The following is a 21,219-nucleotide window of genomic DNA, read 5'->3' on the forward strand; positions in this document are numbered from 1 at the left end:
ATGCCGCCGGACAGCACGATCGCGGCCGAGCCCGCATTGATGATGTCGTGGGCCAGCATGGTCGCCTTCATGCCGGAACCGCAGACCTTGTTGACGGTGGTGGCGCCGGTCGCGTCGGGCAGTCCGGCGCCGCGCGCGGCCTGTCGCGCCGGGGCCTGGCCCTGTCCGGCCGGCAGCACGTTCCCCATGATGACCTCCTCAACGCGCTCCGGCGCGAGTTGTGCCCGCGCCAGCGCGGCGCCGATCACGTGCGCACCGAGCCTGTGTGCGCTGAAGGGGGACAAGTCGCCCATGAACCGGCCGAGCGGCGTGCGGGCGGCGGAAAGGATGACGACGGGATCGGGGCTTGCGGGCATCGCGGGTTCTCCAGTTCGATCGCTATTATATGACGATAATCATATATAAGGGGATTGCAATGGGAAGCTGCTAGCTTTCCGCAGCGAGGCGCCGCCTGACAGAACCCCGAAGGCGCGCCATCGGCCGCGCGTTAGGGGCGCCCGGCCCGGCTGCCCTTTCGGATCTGTGTTCCTGCCGTGAATCCCGGCAGGAGCGATGACATGGGAACAAGAGGGAGTGCGGAAGCCTCCGCGGTAGCCGTTCTTCCCTGGATCGAGCCATCGAAAGGATTAACACCAATGATCCCTGCTCGAACGCGGCTGGCGCAATGGCGCTCGGCACGCAGTACAGAAAATTCACCGCTAGTGAGATATGAACGGCCTGACCGCCATGGGTGAATCCGCGGGAACCAGTTCGACGGTGCCATCCGGGGAGATGTGCGCCGCGGCGATTGCGACCTGGGTCCGGTTGCTTACGCCCAGCTTGCGCATGATTTCGCGGACATGGACTTTCACGGTCGTTTCGGTCATGCCGAGCTTGCGACCGATCACCTTGTTGGGGTCGCCTAGGCAGAGACAAGTGAGAACGGCGTATTGCCGCTCGGTAAACTCGGGCGCTTGCCGCGCGCCGTTGGCGCCATTGTCGCGCTGCACACTAACCGCCTTGTCGTCGAAGAGGGAGGCTTGCTGCTCGTAAAGGCCGTCCTCAGGCCCGAGCGGCGGCGCTTGCGTCTGTTGTTCAAGCGCCGGAAGCGATTGCTCCTGGGAAAGGTCGGGCTGCCTGTATTCGATGGGCGCCGGTGTGTTGAAGGTCTGGGTGGCCAGGATGGCGGTTGGCGGAAAATAAGTGCCGCCGTGGAGGACGAACGAAAGGGCCTGCAACGCGAGCTCGGGCGCCATGGAATTGCTGAAGTAACCCTGGGCCCCGCAGCGGATCGCGGCGAGAACGGTGGTGGGATTTTCATCGTCGGAGACGATGGCGAGCGCCGCCTCACGGCGAAGCGTATGCAATACCTGTATCTCGGCGAAGACCTCGTGGGGAGAGGGAGCGCCGACGCTGTAAATCAGCATGTCGCATACGGCGCGCTCGACAAGTCTTGTGTGGGCTTCGTCAGGATCCAGCGAAATAAGTTCGACGCTTTCGTTCCGGGCCCACGGATTTAAGAAGCTCTCTGCGCGAGCTCGTCGGAAGGCCATTGCGTCTACAAGGAAAACCGTCTTCTTGAATGGGACCGACATAACGCGCCCCTTACATTACATCCTATGACTATCGATCATTACATCCTATGACTATCGATAGATTGCTTGCAGCCCTTCTGGGCCGCTGTGAAACAGATCACTTAGCATCTTAATTGTGCTTAAAAGTTTACTCTTGTTCCAAAAGAATGCCAAGAAGCGCGACTGTGACAAGAAGTCGTCGGAAGCAAGGGAACTGCAGCAAGATAGCAGCAAGAATGCGACATTTTGTTCTTGCAGTGATTGCAGAAGAGCCCCCGCCCAACCTTCGCTAATATATCTTTCGATATGTACTTCCTTGGCGACGATGCCGCTACGATCAAATGGCCTGCATCTGCGGACGCATTGCCATGTTTGTCAGCAAGCTGCCTCCAAAGCCGGACTTCGAGGTGCTCGCCGCCGCGGCTCCCGCCTCGGCGGATCGCCGCACATTCGTTCTCGCCCTGATGGGAAACCTGATCTGCAGCTGGTCGAACAACGAAAGCCTTTTCATCTACGTGCTGATGATCCTTTTGCGTACCGACGAGGCTTCCGCCGCTGTCGTGTTCGCGACATTGAATACGACCCGCGCGAGACTCGATCTGATCCAGCGACTGGCCAAGATCAGAGTTAGCGACAAGGCTCTGTCGAAAAATCTGAAGGCGCTCGTCGAACGCTTCTCGGACTCCACCAAGGTTCGCAACGAGCTGAATCACTGCATGTTCATTTTTGATTCCTCGGGCGCCATCACCCACACACAGTCGATGCGATTGATGGAAACACGGTCGAGCCTGAGGTTCGGAGAGATAAAGGCGCTGGACGAAAGCCGTCTGCAGGAGATGCTGCGGACGACGCACGAAATGACGAAAATCAACCGCGAGATCTGGGATCTGCTGCCGCGCCTCGAAGCGCATGTCTGCGGCGCGCAGCGGCAAAGTGTGCCGCTCGATGCGGCCTGAAACAGGCCGGCGATGACGGACGGTCATCTCTCCTCCGGCCACTGTTCATTCAAGAGTTGTATCGTTCTGAGCGCCAATCGCGTCGAGGGTTGATATCGCAAGATACGGCGATGCATCTTATGCGTGCATGTCGTTGGCGAACGTATGGCGGCATTCTGACCGAGCCGGCATCCGCAATAAGGCGAGGTTCCGGCAGTCGGAGAACCGACGTAAAGAGCGTCCGCCGCGCTTCGAAGACCGCAGACTTAGAAGATCAGCGATCTCGTTCCGCCCGCGATGCTCCAACCGAAGGAGCTTGTCATGGGTAAGCCACAGAAGAAGCACGACCCCAGGAACAATCAGGATCAGGACCAGGACCAGAAGCAGGACCAGCTGCAGGCGCAGGCCAATCTCCAGGCCCAGTTGCAGGGTCAAGGCCAGGGGCAGGGTCAGGGGCAGGGGCAGGGGCAGGGGCAATTGCAGTTCGCCGTGCAGTCGCTGGATTCCAAGAGCGAGAACGACAACGACAATAAGAACGAGAACGATAACAAGAACTCGAACGAGAACGAGGTCGACAACAAGCTCGACAACAAGGTCGATAACTCCCTCGACAACAAGGTCGACAACGACATCGACAACAAGATCGAAAATACCGTCGACAACAAGGTCAACGTCGATGTCGACGTGAAGGTCGACCTCGATCTGAGGGCCGACGGTCTGAGCAGCCCGGTCATCGATCTCCAAGACTTCACCGCGCATGGCTCGGTCGTCATGCCCGACGTGGTGAACCAGACGCTGAACGGCGGTGGCAACCAGTTCAATATTGATCAGGTCAACAACCTGGTCGATAACGACACCAACAGCTCTTATGCCACCTACAACGGCGGCGGCGGATACCCGGGCGCCGGCTTCGACATGGAAGCCAAGGCCTGGGGCGGCGAGTCCAAGATCGACGCCGACGACATCGGCAACCGGACAAACGTTGCTTCCAGCGCCGATGCGGTTCTCAACCAGTCCGCCTTCGATCAGAACATCACGCTGGGTGCGAACATTCAGTTCAACAGCATCACCATGCAGGTTGCGGGTCACGACCTGGATGATTCCAGCGATACGTTCTAGTTTTGCATTCGACCCGCGCGGCGTCAGCCGCGCGGGTCTTTTTTCCAGTCAAATCCATTTCAGTCGCTGCAGTCGCCGGCAATACAGTCTACGGCGACCCGGGAGGTTCCCATGGCGTCAGCGAGCTTCGTTGAAATCATTTCTCACTTCGCAGGATATTTGCAGATCTTCCACGACATCGCCCGCGACCGCATCTCATATGATGAGAGCCTCGCACCTCGTCCGACCGGCGACTACACGACGCTGCGGCCGCATTACGATTATCGCTTTGTGCCTGATGACATGGAGACCGCGGCAGGCCCGGTGCCGGAACTGATGCCGGACGATCCGATCCATTTCGTCCGGGGCCGCCCGCTCAAGCTGTTGCACGGTCCACAGGACGACGATTTCGATTTCTTTCCGCGTTCTTCGGCGCCGAACGTGCCGCTGCCGAAACCGGTGGGCGGCGGCGGAGGCGGTGTCGAGCATCACGTCAGGGTGAAATATCAGGATGGCGGCGAGCAGACCCAACTGACGGTTCACCAGTACAACTTAGTGCATGATGACGATGTCAATCTACCGGCGAACGCCCTGGTCGCGGTTGAACCTTTGATCGCACGCCTCAACATCGATGCGATGGCCACCATCGAGCAATTGGCGGCCGATGCCAGCGCCCAGATTCCCGCCAACTGGCAGATGCCGCAGACCGATGGCGGCGCGACGGATTTCCTGATTGGTCACGACGCGGCCTGGGCCGAGCGCGGCGGCACGGCGGATGCGCACTCGGTGACCCCTGGCTACTATGTCAACGGCGAGCTGCAGGAACGGCCATCGGAACCGGCGCCGCCCGTCGAACCGGAGAAGATGCCGGATACCGGAGACGGGATCGGCCAGTGGGCCGCTTTGGGCAACAACTTCAGCATCAACGCAGCACTGATCGTCGATATCGGCGAGGCTGCCCGCACCATGGTGGTGATGGGAGATTACTTCAAGACCGATGCCATCTTCCAGACCAACACCGTCGTCGACCATGACCATATCAGCGTATCGGGCGGGGCCCACGCGCCGTCGCCGACCAACGCCGAGGACGTCGCGACCAACATCGCCGATTTCGCAGAGAATCCCAGCATCTACACCGAATTCCCGGCCCGCGCGGCAGGCCCGAACTGGATCGTCGACGTGGTCGACGGCAACTATTACAGCGTTCACGCGGTGGCTCAGGTCAACTATCTCTCCGACAACGATGTGGCAACGCAGGTCAGCAGCAGCTCCCACTACAACCTCGTCGGTGGCCACAATCAGCAGGGCAATCTGGCTCTGATCTATGACGGCAGCATTCAATACGACCTGATCATCATCAAGGGCAGCTATCACGGCCTGAACGTGATCTTTCAAAACAACATCCTGTTGAACGACGACAACATCGTGATGTCGGCCGACGGCGCCGCCGACCCGTCTCAATCGGTGAGTTCAGGCGACAACGGCCTGTTGAACGAAGCTGAGATTGCAAACTATGGCGGCGATACCGACAGCGAGCTGCCCGGGAACCTCGAGCTGATCGAAAGCCTGCTGGCCGCCGGCATGACATCGCTCGATCCCGAACTGGCCGGCGCCCTCATCGGCCATGGCGGCCCTCTGAAGGTGCTCTACATCACTGGAGACTATTACGACATCAATGCGATCTGGCAGACCAACATCACCTCCGATGTCAACGTGATGTATCAGCTCCAGAATCAGCCATTGGCCGATCTGATGGCGTTTGATCCGGACGGGACCGTGACGCAGTCGGTCATCACCGGCGGCAACGAATTGGCCAATGACGCCGCGATCGTCGATGTCAACCCTGACGTCACATACGTCAAGGGCCAGATCTACACCGATTGCATTCTGGTGCAGGCCAACCTGATGCCGACAGCTACGGATGACGCCGTCAGCGCCGATACCAACGCACTGGTGACCGAACTCATTGCTTTCGTCGATGACCCTCAGGACACGGCGAGCCCGCCACCGGCAGCGATCGTCAACTCGGTGCAGTCAGACCCGATGGCGAGCGTGCTGCATTAGCGGCAACGGCTGGTGTTTTGTTTATTGCAGGTTGTAGGAGAGTATTGAAATGTGGGGCTGGGATGATCGTCCAGGCAGCGCCGGCAGTGGGCGCCTAAGTCAGCATGACGAAGCAACGGCGAGCACGGCCAAGATAATTCCGCTTCGCCCGTGGTTTGATACGCCGCCTTCGCGGGCCGAAGATTCGCTCGTCAAATTCGCCGACGAGAAGAGTGGCCCGACCGAAGCCAAGACCGAAGCCAGGACCGCCGAGCCGCCGTCGGCCGAGCCATCCCTGCGGGTGGTGGCCAAGACTCAGGCCAAGACGGAAACCAAGCCTGAAGCCAAGACTAAGGCCAAGATTGAGGCCAAGACGGAAGCCAAGACCCCGCCGCCGGGGTCCACCGTCGTGATCGAGCAGGCGGTCCCGGCTCCCCCGCTGCGCACCGGAGGTGACAAGGACGGTGGCGGCTCTTCAGGCGGCGGCGGTGGAGGCGGCGGCGGTGGTGGCAACTCGCCGCCGCTGCACAAGCGTTCCAGCGATAATGAATTCAGGGACGTGCTCGGCAGCGGCCTGGCGAATGCCCGCCGCAACGTGGTGACCGTGGGGTTGTTCTCGGTGGCGGTCAACCTGCTGGTACTCGCCATTCCGATCTACCTGTTCAACATGTCCGATCGCGTGCTGACCAGCCGCAGCACGGACACGCTGGTGATGCTGACCATCATCGTGATCATCGCGATCGGAGCGCATGTGTTGATGGACATGATGCGCCGTATCATCCTGATGCGGGTTGCGGTCGAAACCGAAGCCCGGTTGGGCGGACCCGTCCTGAGCGCTGCCGCCAAGGCTGCGCAGAGCGGATCCAGCCGCGAATTTCAGACATTGGCGGATCTGCAGCACCTGCGCTCGTTCATTACCGGGCCGGTGTTGCTGACGATGTTCGATACGCCGGTGGCGCCGGTCTATTTCGCCGTGGTGTTCCTGATCCATCCGCATCTCGGGTTCATCGTGCTGGGGTCTGGCGTCGCGCTGGTCATCGTGGCGCTGTTGAACCAGCGGGTCACCGCGGTCCCGTTCAACCAGGCCAACAATTACGGCACGCGGGCAAACCTGCAGGCGGAATCGATGGCCCGCAATGCCCAGGTCATCAATGCGATGGGCATGATTCCGGAAGGCGTCCAGGTATGGGGCCGCGAAACCGTGGAATCGCTGAAGGCTCAGGTGATCGGACAGGATCGCAACATCCTGATGACGGGGTTGTCGAAGTTCCTGCGGCTGTGCACCCAGATCGCCATCCTGGGGTGGGGCGCATGGCTGGCGCTGGAGGCCCATCTCACCAGCGGCATGGTGATTGCGGCCTCGATCGTCGCGAGCCGCGCGCTGGCGCCGCTGGAGGGCACCATCGAAGGCTGGCGCAGCTTCGTGCAGGCGCGTTCGGCCTATGCCCGCGTCAAGGCGCTGCTCGTGAACTCGCCGCTCAACCTGGAGCGGCTCCGCCTGCCGCGTCCCGCGGGATATCTCAATGTCGAGCGCATTCTCTACGTGCCGCCGCCGAACAAGAAGGTGATCCTGAACGGGATCAGCTTTCAATTGAAGCCCGGAGAATCGCTTGCCATCGTGGGTGACTCGGGCACCGGGAAAACCATGCTGGCCCGCATGCTGGTCGGATCGATCATTCCGACGGCCGGCAGCGTCAGGCTCGACATGATGGACCTGCGCAACTGGGATCCACGCCAGTTCGGCGAGAGCGTCGGCTACCTGCCGCAGGACGTGCAACTGTTCCCGGCGTCCATCAAGGCCAACATCGGCCGCATGCGTGACGACGCACGCGACGAGGACGTGTTCGACGCCGCCGAGACCGCCGATGTGCATGAGATGATTTCGAGCTTTGCCCAGGGGTACGAGACCATTGTCGGCATGGACGGCAGCCCGCTGTCGGGCGGCCAGCGGCAGCGGATCGGGCTGGCGCGCGCATTCTACGGCAACCCGCGCCTGATCGTGCTCGACGAACCGAATTCGAATCTGGACGCCAATGGCGAGCGGGCGCTCGCCAAGGCGCTGCTGCGCGCCAAGGAAAAGCAGATCACGGTGGTGACGATCACCCAGCGCGCGGCGCTGCTGATGAGCGTCGACAAGATCATGATCCTGCATCAGGGCGCGGTGCAGGCTTTCGGCAGCCGTGACGAGATCATTCCGATGATCACCGGACGCAAGCCGACCAATATCCCGACCGGGCCGGGCGATCCGCCTTCGTTGAATTGATCGAGGGCGTCGGCCGGGTTTGACAGCAACGAGGTTATGCGATGGCCAACAGGAAAATTGCGGATCGCTCCGCGGCAGCAGAGGGCACCTGGTACGATACGCTGCCGCGATCGACCAAGCTGCCAACCGTTGCCGGTGCGCTGATCATGGCGGTGGTGCTGATGGGCTTCGGCGTCTGGGGCAACATGGCGCCGATCGCCGGCGCCGTGGTCGCCTCGGGCGTGTTCGTCGTTACCGGACAGAACAAGATCGTCCAGCATCTCGAGGGCGGTATGATCCGCGAAATCTACGTGCGCGAAGGCGACACGGTGGAAGCCGGACAAATTTTGCTCGAGCTTGACGACACCGCCGCGCGCGCGGAGCTGCAGCGGCTGTTCCTGCGGCGCATCCGCCTGACGGCCATCGACGCAAGACTGCAGGCCGAGATGAAGGAGGAAAACGATGTCACGTGGCCGGCCGAGGTCGTCCAGTGGCTGGCCAACTCGCCCGAGGTGAAGGAAATCATGGACAGCCAGCAGATGGCGTTCACGGCGCGCCGCAACAATCTCAATAGCGACGTCAAGAGTATCCAGGAGAGCATCAGCGCCCTGGAGGAGCGAATCCGGGGATCGCGGGTGCAGCTCGATGCCGTCCACCGCCAGATCGTTCTGCTCGACGAGGAAATCGTGACCAAGGACAAGCTGGTGCAGGCCGGGCTGGTGCGCAAGCCGGAACTGATGGTGCTGCAGCGGTCGAAGGCCAATCTGGAAGGCGAGGTCGGCCGCATCATGGGCGACATCGGCGATGCCAAGGAACGCATCGCCCGCGCGCTCGAGCAGATCAATGGCGTGCGCAAGACCGCGATCAAGACCGCGGTCGAGCAGATGCACGAGATCCGCGGCGAACTGGCCGACGTCCGCGAGCGGATGCTGAGCGCCAAGGGTATCCTCGATCGGGTCCGCGTCACGGCGCCGGTGAGCGGCGTGGTGGTGAAGCTTCGCTATCATACGCGGGGCGGCGTGGTCGAGGCCGGCAAGAACATCATGGAACTGCTGCCGCTGAAGGACGAACTGATCATCGAGGCGCGATTGCGGCCGCAGGACATCGACAGCGTCAAGCACGGACAGACGGCGATGGTGCGGCTGACGGCGCTGAACCAGCGCATCACGCCGATGGTCTCCGCCGACGTCATCTATCTGTCGGCCGATACGCTGGCGGATGAAAAGAAGTCCCAGCAGGTGGGACCGACCGACATCTATATCGTGCGCGTCAAGCTCAACAGCGAGGAGAGCAGGAATGTGCCGAACTTCAGCCCGACGCCCGGCATGCCGGCCGAGGTCTACATCAAGACGTCGGAACGGACGTTCTTCCAGTACATCGTGCGCCCGATTCACGACAGCATGATGCGCGCATTCCGGGAGCGCTAGGCGTTCAATGAGCAGTTAACACGCAGCTTTGGAAAGGTGTCCGCCGTGCATATCGACATCATCGAGACGTTGCCGTCGCTGGCCAAGCTCGAGGACAACTGGAACGCCGTCTACGACGCCGACGACGAAGCGCAGATTTACCTGTCATGGAAATGGCTCGGCGGCTGGCTGTCCTGCATCCCGGGACCATGGTTCATCCTGGCGGCGAAAGAGCGTGACGCCGCCGATCTGCCTTATGTCGGATTCTTTCCGTTGCGGCTGCAGACCACGATCGAGAAATCCGACGTTTTCGGCGACATCCGGATGGCAGGCAATTTCGGCGCCGACTATACCGGCATCGTCTGCAGGTTGGAGGCGGAGAACAAGGCCATTCCGGCCTTTGCCCGCACCATCAGGCAGATGAACTGGGCGCGGCTCCATCTCGACAATGTCAGAATATCCGAGCGGCGGTGGCGGCTGCTGACCGCCTGCTTCCCGAAGGCAAGTTTCCATTCGACCAAGGTCGACAAGATCATCAAGAGCGATGGAATCGACAACAGTCTCTGCCCCTATGCCACGCTGCCGAAGGACTGGAACGATTATCTCGACGCGCTCAGCACCAACACGCGGCAGAAGATCCGCCGTCTCCTGAAGCAGGTCGAAGCGTCCAGTGAATATCGAATAACCGTCGCCACATCAGAGACGTTCGATCGGGACCTCAAGACCCTGCTGGGATTTTGGGACAAGAAATGGCGCGCGCGAAAGGCGGATCGGATCGATAGCCTGATCCGCACCAACGGCACCATGCTGACGCGCAGTTTCCAGTCCGGTCTGGTGTACCTGCCGACCTTCTGGCATGGCGACCGGCCGGTCGCGGCGCTGGCGACCCTGGTGGAGCCGCGCAAGCGGACGTTCTCGTTCTACATGACCGGACGTGACGAAACGTTCGAGGGGCCGCCGGCGGGCATGGTCCTGCATGCCTACAGCATTCGTCACGCCATCGAGCACGGGTTCGTCGAATACGACTTCCTGCGCGGCAACGAGCCGTACAAATATTCGTTCGGTTGCAAGGAGCGCAAGATCCACTCCATCGTTCTGGAAACCAGGAGTGGCAGGAATCTGGGCGGCCGGATCGACGTCAGGTGCATCCCCGACCTGCTGCAACAGGCGACCGAACTTCACCGCAAGGGACAGTCGGCCGATGCGGAGATCGGCTACCGCCGGATTTTGGAGGTTGAGCCGAAGCACGCCGACGCGTTGCACCGGCTGGGCCAGTTGCTGGCGGCGAAGGGTGATTTTGCCGCGGCCAAGCGGCTGTTCCGGATCCTGACGACGGTTCGGCCCGACGCAGCCAAGGCGTGGCAGTGTCTGGGGCAGGTCTGCGAAAGTCTCGGTCAGTACGAAGAGGCGTTACGCCAGCATCTCGAATTCATGCGGTTGCAACCGGATCTGCCGGACGGTTTCGTCGCGGTTGCCAAGTGCATGGCCAAGCTCGGGCGGATGGCGGAAATCAACGCCGCGCTGCTGGCCGCGATCGAACCGGCGAGCGCCCCGTCGGTCCGGAAGTGGCGCGATTGGCGGCCCACGCCGGACCGGCAGAGCGTCGGCGAACACTCGGTCTCGGCGTAGCGCGGGTTTGCCGGAACTGCCTTGCTGGCAAGGACATGGCGGGGAAGGAGCGGGCATGATGGTCACGATGAACAGAAGCGACAGGCGCCCGTTTTCTGGAGGTGCGGCTCGCAGCCGGCATTCGGCGCCGAACGTTTTTCAGCGCCAGCCGAATAGATGAGCCGTGCAATGGTTCTCGGTTCGTCGCGATCGCCTGCAGAGCCGTCCGAAGACCGGCTGTCTCCACAGACTCGCATCAGGATGAGCGCACTCGGCGCGGTGCGCTGCCCAAATCTCGCCGGCAGGGAAGGGGTCGTCATTGGCACGGGACGCTATCGCAGCACCGTTCGCATCATGTTCGACGGCTTCAGGTCGGCAACCTCGTTGCACAGCACCTACATCGAGCCTGTGGCCGGGAAGGAAGGGCCCCCCAGCCGGGACCGCCGCTAGTTTGACTGGATTTTCCGAGAAATTCCGGGGCGCAAACAGCCCTGGATGCAGGAACGGTCTTGCCTGCCAAACGTTTGCTCAACAGGCGGGCCTGCGATCGTAGTCCCGCGCTCAGATGCCATGTCTTGCCGAGGTGCCGCCTGCTGCAAAGCTCATCCATCCTCATCCCGGGCGACACCGTCTGGAGAAGGTGCAAGGCAGGGCGGCTGGCAATTCTCAATGACGCGGCTGCGTATTTCGCCGCTTTGCGGGAAGCGCTGCTGCTGGCGACGCGGCAGGTCTACATCATCGGCTGGGACATCCACAGCCTGACCCGCTTTGTCGGGCCGTCCGGGCATGCCGATGATGGTTATCCGGAAGAACTCGGCGCGTTTTTGAAAGCGCTCCTGAAGGCGAAGCCCGGGTTGCGGATCAACATCCTGAGCTGGAATTTCCCGGCTCTCTACGCGGCGGAGCGAGAGTGGAATTCAGCCGCCAAATTCACCTCGGAAGCGCCGGACCGGTTTCGTTTCTGTTTCGACTCCAGCCTTCCCTTAGGGTCAGCGCAGCACCAGAAGATCGTGGTCATTGACGGCGCGCTTGCCTTCGTCGGCGGCCTCGACCTCACGATAAGGCGCTGGGACACCAGTGAGCACGAAGCCCATCATCCGCTGCGGACCGATCCTGACGGCAAGCCCTATCCGCCATTTCACGATGTGCAGTGCATGGTGGATGGCGAAGCGGCGGCCAGTCTGACGAAAATAGCGGAGAGCAGGTGGCGCGCCGCCGGCTGCACGGTCGAAACAAGCGCTGACGTCACGGGCGAGCGCTGGCCGGCCTCGGTGCCGGTGCAATCCCGCGGAATGACAGCGGGCATCGCCCGGACCGAGATAACCACCGCAAACGATCCTGGCGTGAACGAGGTCGCACGGCTGTTCGAGGCCTCCATCAACGCGGCCGACCGCTTCATCTACATCGAGAACCAGTTCACCAGCGCCACCGACATCGCGCGCCTGCTGGCGCAGCGGATGCTCGACGTGCCGCAGCTTCGTGTTCTGATCGTCACGCCGAAGATGCATTCGTCCTGGTTTGAATCGCAGGCCATGCAGAGCGGGCGCGGCGGATTCATCGAACAATTCGTGGTGGCTGATGTCATGGACCGGGTTCGCTTTCTCTATCCATCGACGCGGGATGGGGAGCAGGCCATAGCCGTCATGGTGCACAGCAAGGTGATGATCGTCGACGATCGCATCCTGCGCGTCGGTTCGGCCAACCTCAACAATCGCTCGATGGGGGCGGACACCGAATGCGATCTCGCCTTCGAGGCGACGTCAGAGGCGCACCGGAAATATATCGCCGGGCTTCGCCGCAGCCTGATCGGGCATTTCTGCGGCGTCGACGAACGGGACATCGCAAGCAACGAAGCCGATTTGTTTGGCTTCCTCGACCGCCTGCCGGACGCAGGCGGCGCGAAATCACTGCAGCCGATCGACCCGGCCGCGTCAGCCGGCCGCATGGCAACCGTCGTGCAGCCCGTCGCCGACCCTCGAGAGCCCCTTCATCTCGACCGTGCCGCCAATCACATGTGGACGGCAAGAACCATTTTGGCGGTATCCGGCCTGGCTGCGGCGCTCGCCGGCCTCGCCTTGGCCTGGCAGTACACATCGTTGCACGATTTCACCGACGTCGGCTTTGTCTCCTCGCTGATTTCGCAACCCGTGCGGTGGCAATTCGCGCCGCTGCTGGCGATGGCCGCCTTCGTCGTCGGCGGGCTCGTGGTGTTTCCGGTGCTGGTCTTGATCGCCGCCACGGCAGCGGCGCTGGGGCCGTGGCTGGGCTTCTTCAGCGCTGGCGCCGGCGTGCTGCTCAGCGCGCTCACGCTGTTTTCGATCGGCCGCGTGCTGGGCCAGGCGCGCTTGCAGCAGTTGTTCGGGCGTCGGGCCGCGCGGGTTCAGAGCCGCATCATCGGCAAGGGAGTCGTCGCGGTCGCCATGATCCGGATGGTACCGATCGCCCCGTTCTCGATCGTGAACGTGGTGGCGGGCGCGAGCAAGCTGAGCCTGCGCGATTTTCTGCTCGGCACTGTGCTCGGCATGGCGCCGGGGATCGCGGTGATGGCCGCCCTCGGCGCGCAGATCGCGGATCTGGCCAGAAATGCTTCGTGGACGAATGCGGTGCTGCTGGCGCTGGCGATCGCAGCCTGGATCGCGCTGTGCCTGGGCGTGCAGTTCCTGGTGACCTGGATGGCGGGACGACGACCGTGACGGCTACGCTTCGCATCATGACGTGGAACGTTCACGGCATCTTCCACCTCAATCCGGGTTTCGACCTGGACGGCGTTTGTTCCATCATCCGCCACTGGTCGCCTGATGTCGTGGCGCTGCAGGAGGTCGATTCGCGTGGAAGAACCGATGATCCCTTTGCCCTGCTGGCAAAGGCCGTCGGCGACCACAGCGTCGATGCAAGATCGATCGTCACCGAGGACGGCGACTATGGACAGGTGCTGTTGAGCCGCTGGCCGTTCGCCGAACCGCCGCAAATTTCCGACGTCTCCTATCAGGAACGCGAGCCGCGCCGCGCCATTGCCGCGCGCATCTTGTCTGATCACGGGGAGGTCAGGGTCATAGCCACGCACCTCGGCTTGAGCATTCATGAAAGGCACGCGCAGGCGCATGCCCTGGTCGATCTGGTGCAGCCGACGCGAACGCTCGTGCTCGGCGATTTCAATGACTGGTTCTGGGTGAAGTCGGTGAGGGGAGTGCTGGCGCGGATCTGCCCGGTCCGAACGCGCTTGCGGACGTTTCCCTCCCGATTGCCGATGATGCGGCTGGACCGGATCTATGCCTCGCGCGATTTGACGATCCGTTCGGCCTGGACCGACCGCAAGGCGCGTGCGTATTCGGACCATCTTCCCGTGATCGCGGATGTCGCGTTTCCGGAATAGAGGCCTTGGTCAGGCGGGCTTGGCCGGATGCTGCGTCCTGGGATGCCGCTCGTGCAGCAGGCAGGCGAGGCCATGGCGCAGGTCCTCGCGCTCGCGCATCGCGGTCTCGAACAGCGCTTCCTGAATGTCGCGCGGCATATTGCCCCAAACGGCCATCGCCGCCTCGCCCAGCAGCAAGGCAAAGGTCTGTTGTTCGGTCATGTCGCTCCTCCCCGATTTTTACGTTTGATCGAAGCGAAGGTTCCGTCTCCGTGAGCTTTTGCTTCCAGCCGTCATGAAGGCGTTATCACCGTCCCCAGCGCAACACCACGGGATCGAGCTGGCGGGCGATTTCAACGAGGCCCGCGCGCGCCGCCGGGTGAACCTTTTGCAGGGGATGACGAACCGCTTCCGAGCCGATCACGCCGCCTTCCTTCATCAATATCTTGGCAGCCTGCAAGCCGCACTGGCGGTTTTCGTAATTGATCAGCGGCAGCCAGCGCGCATAGGCCGCCATCGCTTCCGCCCGGCGCCCCGCGAGATAGGGATCGATGATCTGCCTGATGCCGTCCGGGTAGCCGCCCCCCGTCATGGCGCCGGTCGCGCCCGCATCGAGGTCGGCCATCAGGGTGATGGCTTCCTCGCCGTCCCAGGGACCTTCGATGCTGTCGCCGCCGGCTGCGATGAGGTCGCGCAGCTTCGCCGCCGCCATCGGCACCTCGATCTTGAAATAGCTGATGTTCGGAATTTCCCGCGCCATGCGGGCCAAAAGGTCGACCGAAAGCGGTGTGCCGGCAACCGGCGCATCCTGGATCATGATGGGGATGTCGATGGCGTCAGACACGGTGCGATAGAAGTCGAAAATGCCCTTCTCGGGCACGCGGAACGTGGCGCCGTGATAGGGCGGCATGATCATCACCATCGCAGCGCCCGCGTCCTGGGCCTGGCGGCTGCGTTCGGCGCAGATCCGCGACCCGAAATGCGTCGTCGTCACGATCACCGGCACCCGGCCGGCGACATGCTCCAGCACCGCGTGCATCACCTGTTCGCGCTCGGCATCGGTCAGCACGAACTGCTCGGAGAAATTGGCCAGAATGCAGAGGCCGTTGGAGCCGGCGTCGATCATGAAATCGATACAGCGGCGTTGCCCCGCAAGATCGAGCTCTCCACGGTCGTCGAAGATGGTCGGCGCAACAGGGAAAACACCGCGATAGGGCCGTTGTGCAGTCAGGGTCATTCTGGATGTTCCGTTCGAACAGGATCAGTGATTGTATGGCTGTCCAATGCATTCATCAACATGATAGAAGGCTCGGCGCAATCGAGCAGCAAGAACAAGGAAAGATCGATGGGGGGAGTTCTGGAGGGCGTTCGCGTCCTCGATTTCGGGCGCTATATCGCGGGGCCTTATTGCGCGACATTGCTGGCGGAATTCGGTGCGGAAGTCATTCGCGTGGAGAAACGCGACGGCAGCGAGGATCGTTTCGTGGCGCCGGTCGGCGAAGGCGGCGAGGGCGCGCTGTTCCTGCAGGTCAACCGCAACAAGAAGTGCATCACGCTTGATCCGATGAAGCCGGAAGGGCAGGAGGTGATGCGCCGGCTGGTCGCCACCGCCGACGTCGTCGTCGCCAATCTGCCGCCGCAGACGCTGCGGGCGATGAAGCTCGATTATGACTCGCTGAAGGCGATCAAGCCGGACATCATCCTGACGACCGCGACCGCTTTCGGCGGGCCGGGTCCGTGGTCCGACCGCGTCGGCTTTGACGGCGTCGGGCAGGTGATGTCGGGCGCGGTCTACATGACGGGCAAAGGCGATCCGCCGTACCGGGCGGCGGTGAACTGGGTCGATTTCGGCACCGCGCTGCATTGTGCGTTCGGCACGCTCGCCGCCCTGATCGAGCGCGGCAAATCCGGGCGCGGCCAGATTGTCGAAGGCGCGCTGCTGGCGACTGCACTCTCCTTCACCAACGCCACGCTGATCGAGCAGGCGGTGATATCAGCCAATCGCGTTCCGACCGGCAATCTCGGCCAGACCGCGGCGCCCGCCGATATCTACCGCACCAGCGACGGCTGGGTGCTGTGCCAGGTCACGGGACACCCGCTGTTCATCCGCTGGGCCAGATTGATGGGCGAGGATCACTGGCTGAAGGATCCGCGTTTCGCCGACGACCTCAAGCGTGGCGACAACGGTCCTGTTATCAGTGAACGGATGGCGCGCTGGTGCGCCGAGCGCACCACGCAGGAAGCAGTCGATACGCTCGGAAGAGCGATGATACCGGCCGGACCGGTCTTAAGTCCGCAACAGGCGCTGGAGCATCCGCATATCCGCGCCACCGGCTTCATGCAGGACGTCGATTATCCGGGCCTGCCGAACCCGGCGCCGACGGCGCGCGCCGCGGTACGGCTTTCGGAGACGCCGGGCGAAATCGTGTCGCGCCCGCCGACGCTCGGCGAGCACACTGACCGCGTGCTGGCCGATATCGGCTACGATGCAGATGCGATCGCCGCGCTCCGGAGAGATGGGATCATCTAGATGCAGCGGCCGATGACCTGGCGTCTTGTTCTCTGCCGTCGGGTGGCTCTTCGCCAAACCGCAGCCCGGTCGCCCGCGCCATGACGCTGCTGTCGATACCGGCCAATCCCGTTCCAGAGGGTGCGCTTGCCGGAACGATCCAGACGCCGGACGGCACCACGTTGCGCTTTGCGCGCTGGACCGCGCCGGCGGGCGGCAGGGGCACCGTCTGCGTCTTCACCGGGCGCGGCGAGTACATCGAGAAGTATTTCGAAACGGTGCGGGATCTGCGCCAGCGCGGCTACGCGGTGGCAATGATCGACTGGCGGGGGCAGGGGCATTCCTCGCGCCGGCTGCATAATCCGCTCAAGGGCCATGTCCAGGGCTTTTCGGAGTACGAGATCGACGTGGCGGCCTTCGTCAAGCAGGTCGTGCTGCCGGATTGTCCGCCGCCCTATTTTGCGCTGGCCCATTCGATGGGCGGCGCGGTCATGCTGCGCGTCGCACATGCCGGCTTCGAATTGTTCGAGCGCTTCGTGCTCTGCGCGCCGATGATAGACCTGCCGCCTCCGCGCGCGTCGCTGCCGATGCGCGGCCTGATGCTCATGCTGCGCGTGGCCGGAATGGGCGAGCGGCTTATTCCTGGCGGCAACATCGACCTGATCAAGTCGACGGGCTTTCCCGGCAATTCCCTGACCTCGGACCCGCGCCGCTATGCCCGCAACGCGGCGATCCTGGAGGCCGATCCGACGCTCGGAATTGCGTCGCCGACGGTCGCGTGGCTCGACGCGGCCTTTGCGGCGATGAGCGAGTTTCGTTCGCGCGAGTTTGCCGGCCGGATTCGCCAGCCGGTCCTGATGCTCGCGGCGGGCGGCGACACCATCGTATCGGGCCCTGCCATCGCGGCGTTTGCCGGGCTTTTGCCGGCGGGATCGCATCGCGTGATTGCGGGCGCGAAGCACGAAATCCTGCAGGAAGACGACCGCTATCGCACGCAGCTCTTGGCTGCGTTCGACGCCTTCATGCCGGGCCAGGGCGTGGACTCATTAGCCGATGGCGTGACGCACCGAAGTTGATGTCCGCTCTGCTCCTAAACCGACGCAGTTGCCGCGTAGCAGCGAATGACGCAATGGGCCACTAACAGACTCGTGGCTGCCACATTGCCTGCGCTTTTTTGGCCCGGGATGTGGTTTGCGCCGCATGAAGCCCGCGCGTGCTCGTCAACCTGCGGCACGAAACCAGCGCGGCTTCCGACTCGCTACTGAGAGCTAGCTAGTGGCGATCAGCACGGTGCTCTCAATAGATAACACCACGCGTTCCGTTCACCCGTGTAAACGGACATCGCCGGTTAGGCTCAGGATGTCCGGTAACAGGGCGGTGATGCTGGCCGCGGTTGTTCAAACATGTGAACTCGTTCACAGCCACCTGCGCTCTTCCGGTACATAACGTGGCTGCGGAGGGACACGCTATGACCCAACCTGCAAAGCGCATACCCACATGGCTGACGATTGACGTGCTGGTGATCGTCATATCGCTGGCGATTATCGGGATCGGCATCGGGATCGGGCTTGCTCCCTAGCCACGAACCTGAACCGGATCGGTTCTGACAGCAACCCAGTACTACCAAAATTGGTACATCCAGACTGCTGGCTTTCCGAACGGCTCAGTTTTCATAACATCGCAAACCACAGGAGCTCTCTTGTGTGCGCGCTCCGGCGAGAAAACCGCGTTGGCTCAATCCAGCCCCCTGTACCGCAGCCAAGGGCATGTATCTCGTCGGGGCGCGCAAGCAATAATTGCCTGGCGCAACGCGCCTCGAGACGCTGTGGATGTGACCTGGAAGCCGGAACGCTGGTGAACATGCGTGGTCGTTGTAGGGATTAGTTGAGTGTTTGATGTATCAAGCACCAACGCCGCTGCCCGGGTTGCATCGGCTGCGAACAGACCGCTGACAAGCGCGACGGGCGGCCAAAGAACGCCTCGACGGGCACGGGGCTTTCCGATGTGGATATTTCTTACGATCAATCCCCGCGCTGGCAGAAATTCGCGGCGCGCCAGCCCAGCAATGCCGGCAGCGCCAAGTCCGCCTTGCTCCTGGAAGCGGCAGCGCCGGCGGCCATGTTGGCTTTGTGCCGCCAACAGGAGACATCGCCTGCTTGCTTGATATAGAAAATCCTCCAACTGGCGCGGGCTGAATGGTGCAGCATGAAGATCGGGGATCGAGTCGAAGTAGTTGCTGTGCCGGGATCGCTTCCGTCTGGAATGGGCACACAGGCATTGTTTGAAGCTTGCGTGAACCGCGTCTTTCCAATAGCGGGCATCGATAACGGACTTCTGGAGCTACACGTAGGCGAGGTCGTCGGCGAAGAGAACTACATGCACTCCATGCACTCCATTTGGATTGAAACCAGCTGCGTTCTTCTGCGTCCCTAATGCGAACGATAACAAAGAACGCACAAATAGGACCTATGCACCCAAGCTCGTTCTTCAGCTGCCCATATCGAACCCCGATCTGCTGGAGCCTTTCGTGGAGGCGTGCATCCGAGAATGAGTCCACGGCCTAGTTCGAGCGAACATCGTGGATATCGCGGTTGCGAACAGACCGGCTGACCGCCGGAAATCGGCCGGTCTCGAGGCTGGGACGCTTGTCATGGTGGAGTTCCAGACCGTATCGTGACGTCGCGGAGCGGCGGCGCGCGGCGTCGCGGGATCGGGGTTTTGCATGGGCTCGCAGGTAAGCTTGCCGCTCTGGGTCGTCGTCGTGATGGCTGTTCTCGCGATCCTGGCGGCGCTGGATCGCATCATGATTCCCAGCGTGCGCTGGGCGCTGCGTCGCCGCGCCAATCGTGCCATCGAGGAACTCAACACCAGACTCAAGCTCCGCATTCAGCCCTTCAAGCTGACCAAGCGTCAGGTGCTGATCGATCGTCTGGTGTTCGACCCCGAAGTGCTACGGGCGGCCGAGGAATATTCGCTCCAAACCGGCGTGCCGAACGAAGTCGCGATGGAAAAGGTGAGGCGCTACGCCCGTGAGATTGTTCCGGCGTTCAGCGCTTATGCCTATTTTCGCGTAGGCACCCGGATCGCACGGGCGGTTTCCCATATGTTGTACCGGGTGCGGATCGGCGTCCGCAACGACGAGGCGCTGGCCGCCGTCGATCCGGCCTCGTCGGTGATCTTCGTCATCAATCATCGCTCGAACATGGATTACGTGCTGGTGACCTATGTCGCTTCTACTTCGTCGGCGCTGAGCTACGCCGTCGGGGAATGGGCCAAGGTCTGGGGCCTCAGCAATTTGATCCGCTCGATGGGAGCCTATTTCATCGCGCGCGATTCCGGCGAGGCGCTCTATCGCAAGGTGCTTTCGCGCTATGTTCACATGGCGACCGCAGCGGGTGTCACGCAGGCGATTTTCCCGGAGGGCGGGCTCAGCCGCGACGGCAAGCTGCGTCCGCCGAAATTCGGGCTGTTGAGTTACATGGTGGCGGGCTTCGATCCGCTCGGCCCGCGCGACGTGGTGTTCATCCCGGTCGCCGTCAACTACGACCGCGTGCTGGAAGACCGCATGTTGACCTCTGTGGCCAATGCCGAGCCGGGGAAGAAGCCGGTGTTCGGCTTCAACGCGGCGACCCTTGCGCGCCATTTTTTCCGCCACGTCTGGATGGCAATGCGCGGCGAGTGGTATCGCTTCGGATATACCTGCGTGAGTTTTGGCGTGCCGGTGTCGCTGCGAAACTATGTCGAGGCAAGGAAGATCGACTTCCGCGTTCTCGCGCCGGAGCCGCGCCGCATCGAGATTGAAAGGCTCGGCAACGAGTTGATGGAGGCCGTTGGCCGTGTGGTGCCGGCGCTGCCGGTCTCGCTGGTCGCAACCATCATGCTGGAGGCAGGTGACCAACCGCTGACCTTGTTCGAAATCAAGGGCTGCGTTTCAACCTTGATCGGCGACCTCGAACGGCTCGGAAGCTATGTTCACATCCCGCGCGCCGACCGCGATTACGCCATCTCCGTCGGCTTGCGGATGCTGACGCTGCGCCATCTGGTGATTGAGGCCGACGACACCTACCGCGCCAACCCGAAAGAGCTTGTGCTGTTGCAGTACTACGCGAACGCGATCGTCCATCTGTTCAAGGGCAGGGAACCGCGGACGGGGTGAGCGCCGCGAGAACGCGAAACTCTATCCACCGTCATTGCGAGCGAAGCGAAGCGAAGCAATCCATGTCCCCACTTGCCGCGCGATGGATTGCTTCGCTTCGCTCGCAATGACGTGGAGGGAACGGTGCCCTAGAATCCGTAGCCCGGATGAGCGGAGCGACATCCGGGGCCACTCCAACACCGTCCCGGATATCGCTCCGCTCATCCGGGCTTGTATGGGGTTGTGGTTGTCAAGGGGAAAGATTGATCAGGGCATGTGTTGCTCCTGGTTGTTGTCGTGGAGCGCGCTGCGCTCGCAGTGGCTGTTTCGTTCCGATG

Annotated in this window: 14 protein-coding genes and 1 pseudogene; 11 read left to right on the plus strand and 4 right to left on the minus strand. The window is 62.2% G+C overall.

The window, feature by feature from the left end:
• Window positions 1-356: pseudogene (locus tag JQ624_RS36720) on the minus strand (acetyl-CoA C-acetyltransferase); the annotation flags it as partial.
• A 342-nt stretch (window positions 357-698) separates the two neighbouring features.
• The gene (locus JQ624_RS36725; protein ID WP_249130359.1) at window positions 699-1,574 is read right to left on the minus strand and encodes a response regulator transcription factor; all 876 of its coding nucleotides are present in this window, start codon (window positions 1,572-1,574) and stop codon (window positions 699-701) included.
• Window positions 1,575-1,921: 347 nt separating this feature from the next.
• Between JQ624_RS36725 and JQ624_RS36730 the strand changes: the two genes are divergently transcribed.
• The 8 genes from JQ624_RS36730 (at window position 1,922) to JQ624_RS36765 (ending at window position 14,258) form a co-directional block, all read left to right on the plus strand.
• Window positions 1,922-2,509 (plus strand): hypothetical protein, encoded by a 588-nt coding sequence (locus JQ624_RS36730; RefSeq protein ID WP_212423756.1) that lies wholly within the window; start codon window positions 1,922-1,924, stop codon window positions 2,507-2,509.
• Window positions 2,510-2,809: 300 nt separating this feature from the next.
• Window positions 2,810-3,607, plus strand: coding sequence for a hypothetical protein (locus tag JQ624_RS36735; protein ID WP_212423757.1), 798 nt, complete (start codon window positions 2,810-2,812; stop codon window positions 3,605-3,607).
• Window positions 3,608-3,718: 111 nt separating this feature from the next.
• Window positions 3,719-5,650: a hypothetical protein gene (locus JQ624_RS36740; RefSeq protein ID WP_212423758.1), complete on the plus strand. Its 1,932-nt coding sequence runs from the start codon at window positions 3,719-3,721 to the stop codon at window positions 5,648-5,650.
• A gap of 49 nt (window positions 5,651-5,699) precedes the next feature.
• The gene (locus tag JQ624_RS36745) at window positions 5,700-7,892 is read left to right on the plus strand and encodes a type I secretion system permease/ATPase (RefSeq protein WP_249130360.1); all 2,193 of its coding nucleotides are present in this window, start codon (window positions 5,700-5,702) and stop codon (window positions 7,890-7,892) included.
• 41 nt (window positions 7,893-7,933) lie between these two features.
• Window positions 7,934-9,298 carry an HlyD family type I secretion periplasmic adaptor subunit gene (locus JQ624_RS36750; protein ID WP_212423759.1) on the plus strand — a complete coding sequence of 455 codons (1,365 nt, stop codon included), beginning with the start codon at window positions 7,934-7,936 and terminating at the stop codon, window positions 9,296-9,298.
• 45 nt (window positions 9,299-9,343) lie between these two features.
• Window positions 9,344-10,906 carry a GNAT family N-acetyltransferase gene (locus tag JQ624_RS36755; RefSeq protein ID WP_212423760.1) on the plus strand — a complete coding sequence of 521 codons (1,563 nt, stop codon included), beginning with the start codon at window positions 9,344-9,346 and terminating at the stop codon, window positions 10,904-10,906.
• A gap of 554 nt (window positions 10,907-11,460) precedes the next feature.
• On the plus strand, window positions 11,461-13,578 hold the full coding sequence (locus JQ624_RS36760) for a VTT domain-containing protein (RefSeq protein ID WP_249130361.1): 2,118 nt from the start codon (window positions 11,461-11,463) through the stop codon (window positions 13,576-13,578).
• The gene (locus JQ624_RS36765) at window positions 13,575-14,258 is read left to right on the plus strand and encodes an endonuclease/exonuclease/phosphatase family protein (RefSeq protein WP_312014560.1); all 684 of its coding nucleotides are present in this window, start codon (window positions 13,575-13,577) and stop codon (window positions 14,256-14,258) included. The genes JQ624_RS36760 and JQ624_RS36765 overlap by 4 nt, the downstream gene beginning before the upstream one ends.
• A 9-nt stretch (window positions 14,259-14,267) precedes the next feature.
• On the opposite strand, the gene JQ624_RS36770 is transcribed toward JQ624_RS36765, so the two are convergent.
• Together JQ624_RS36770 and JQ624_RS36775 are read right to left on the minus strand one after the other, a co-directional pair.
• Window positions 14,268-14,459, minus strand: coding sequence for a hypothetical protein (locus tag JQ624_RS36770; RefSeq protein ID WP_212423761.1), 192 nt, complete (start codon window positions 14,457-14,459; stop codon window positions 14,268-14,270).
• A gap of 85 nt (window positions 14,460-14,544) precedes the next feature.
• Window positions 14,545-15,474, minus strand: coding sequence for a dihydrodipicolinate synthase family protein (locus JQ624_RS36775; RefSeq protein WP_212423762.1), 930 nt, complete (start codon window positions 15,472-15,474; stop codon window positions 14,545-14,547).
• Between the two features lie 108 nt (window positions 15,475-15,582).
• Between JQ624_RS36775 and JQ624_RS36780 the strand changes: the two genes are divergently transcribed.
• The 3 genes from JQ624_RS36780 (at window position 15,583) to JQ624_RS36790 (ending at window position 20,902) form a co-directional block, all read left to right on the plus strand.
• The gene (locus tag JQ624_RS36780) at window positions 15,583-16,767 is read left to right on the plus strand and encodes a CaiB/BaiF CoA-transferase family protein (RefSeq protein ID WP_212423763.1); all 1,185 of its coding nucleotides are present in this window, start codon (window positions 15,583-15,585) and stop codon (window positions 16,765-16,767) included.
• An 80-nt stretch (window positions 16,768-16,847) separates the two neighbouring features.
• Complete coding sequence (locus JQ624_RS36785) at window positions 16,848-17,822, plus strand: alpha/beta fold hydrolase (protein WP_212423764.1); 975 nt, start codon at window positions 16,848-16,850, stop codon at window positions 17,820-17,822.
• A gap of 1,646 nt (window positions 17,823-19,468) precedes the next feature.
• Window positions 19,469-20,902 (plus strand): 1-acyl-sn-glycerol-3-phosphate acyltransferase, encoded by a 1,434-nt coding sequence (locus JQ624_RS36790; RefSeq protein ID WP_212423765.1) that lies wholly within the window; start codon window positions 19,469-19,471, stop codon window positions 20,900-20,902.
• The last annotated feature ends 317 nt before the right edge of the window (window positions 20,903-21,219 follow it).

Source organism: Bradyrhizobium sp. AUGA SZCCT0283 (assembly GCF_018130385.1).
Taxonomy (GTDB): domain Bacteria; phylum Pseudomonadota; class Alphaproteobacteria; order Rhizobiales; family Xanthobacteraceae; genus Bradyrhizobium.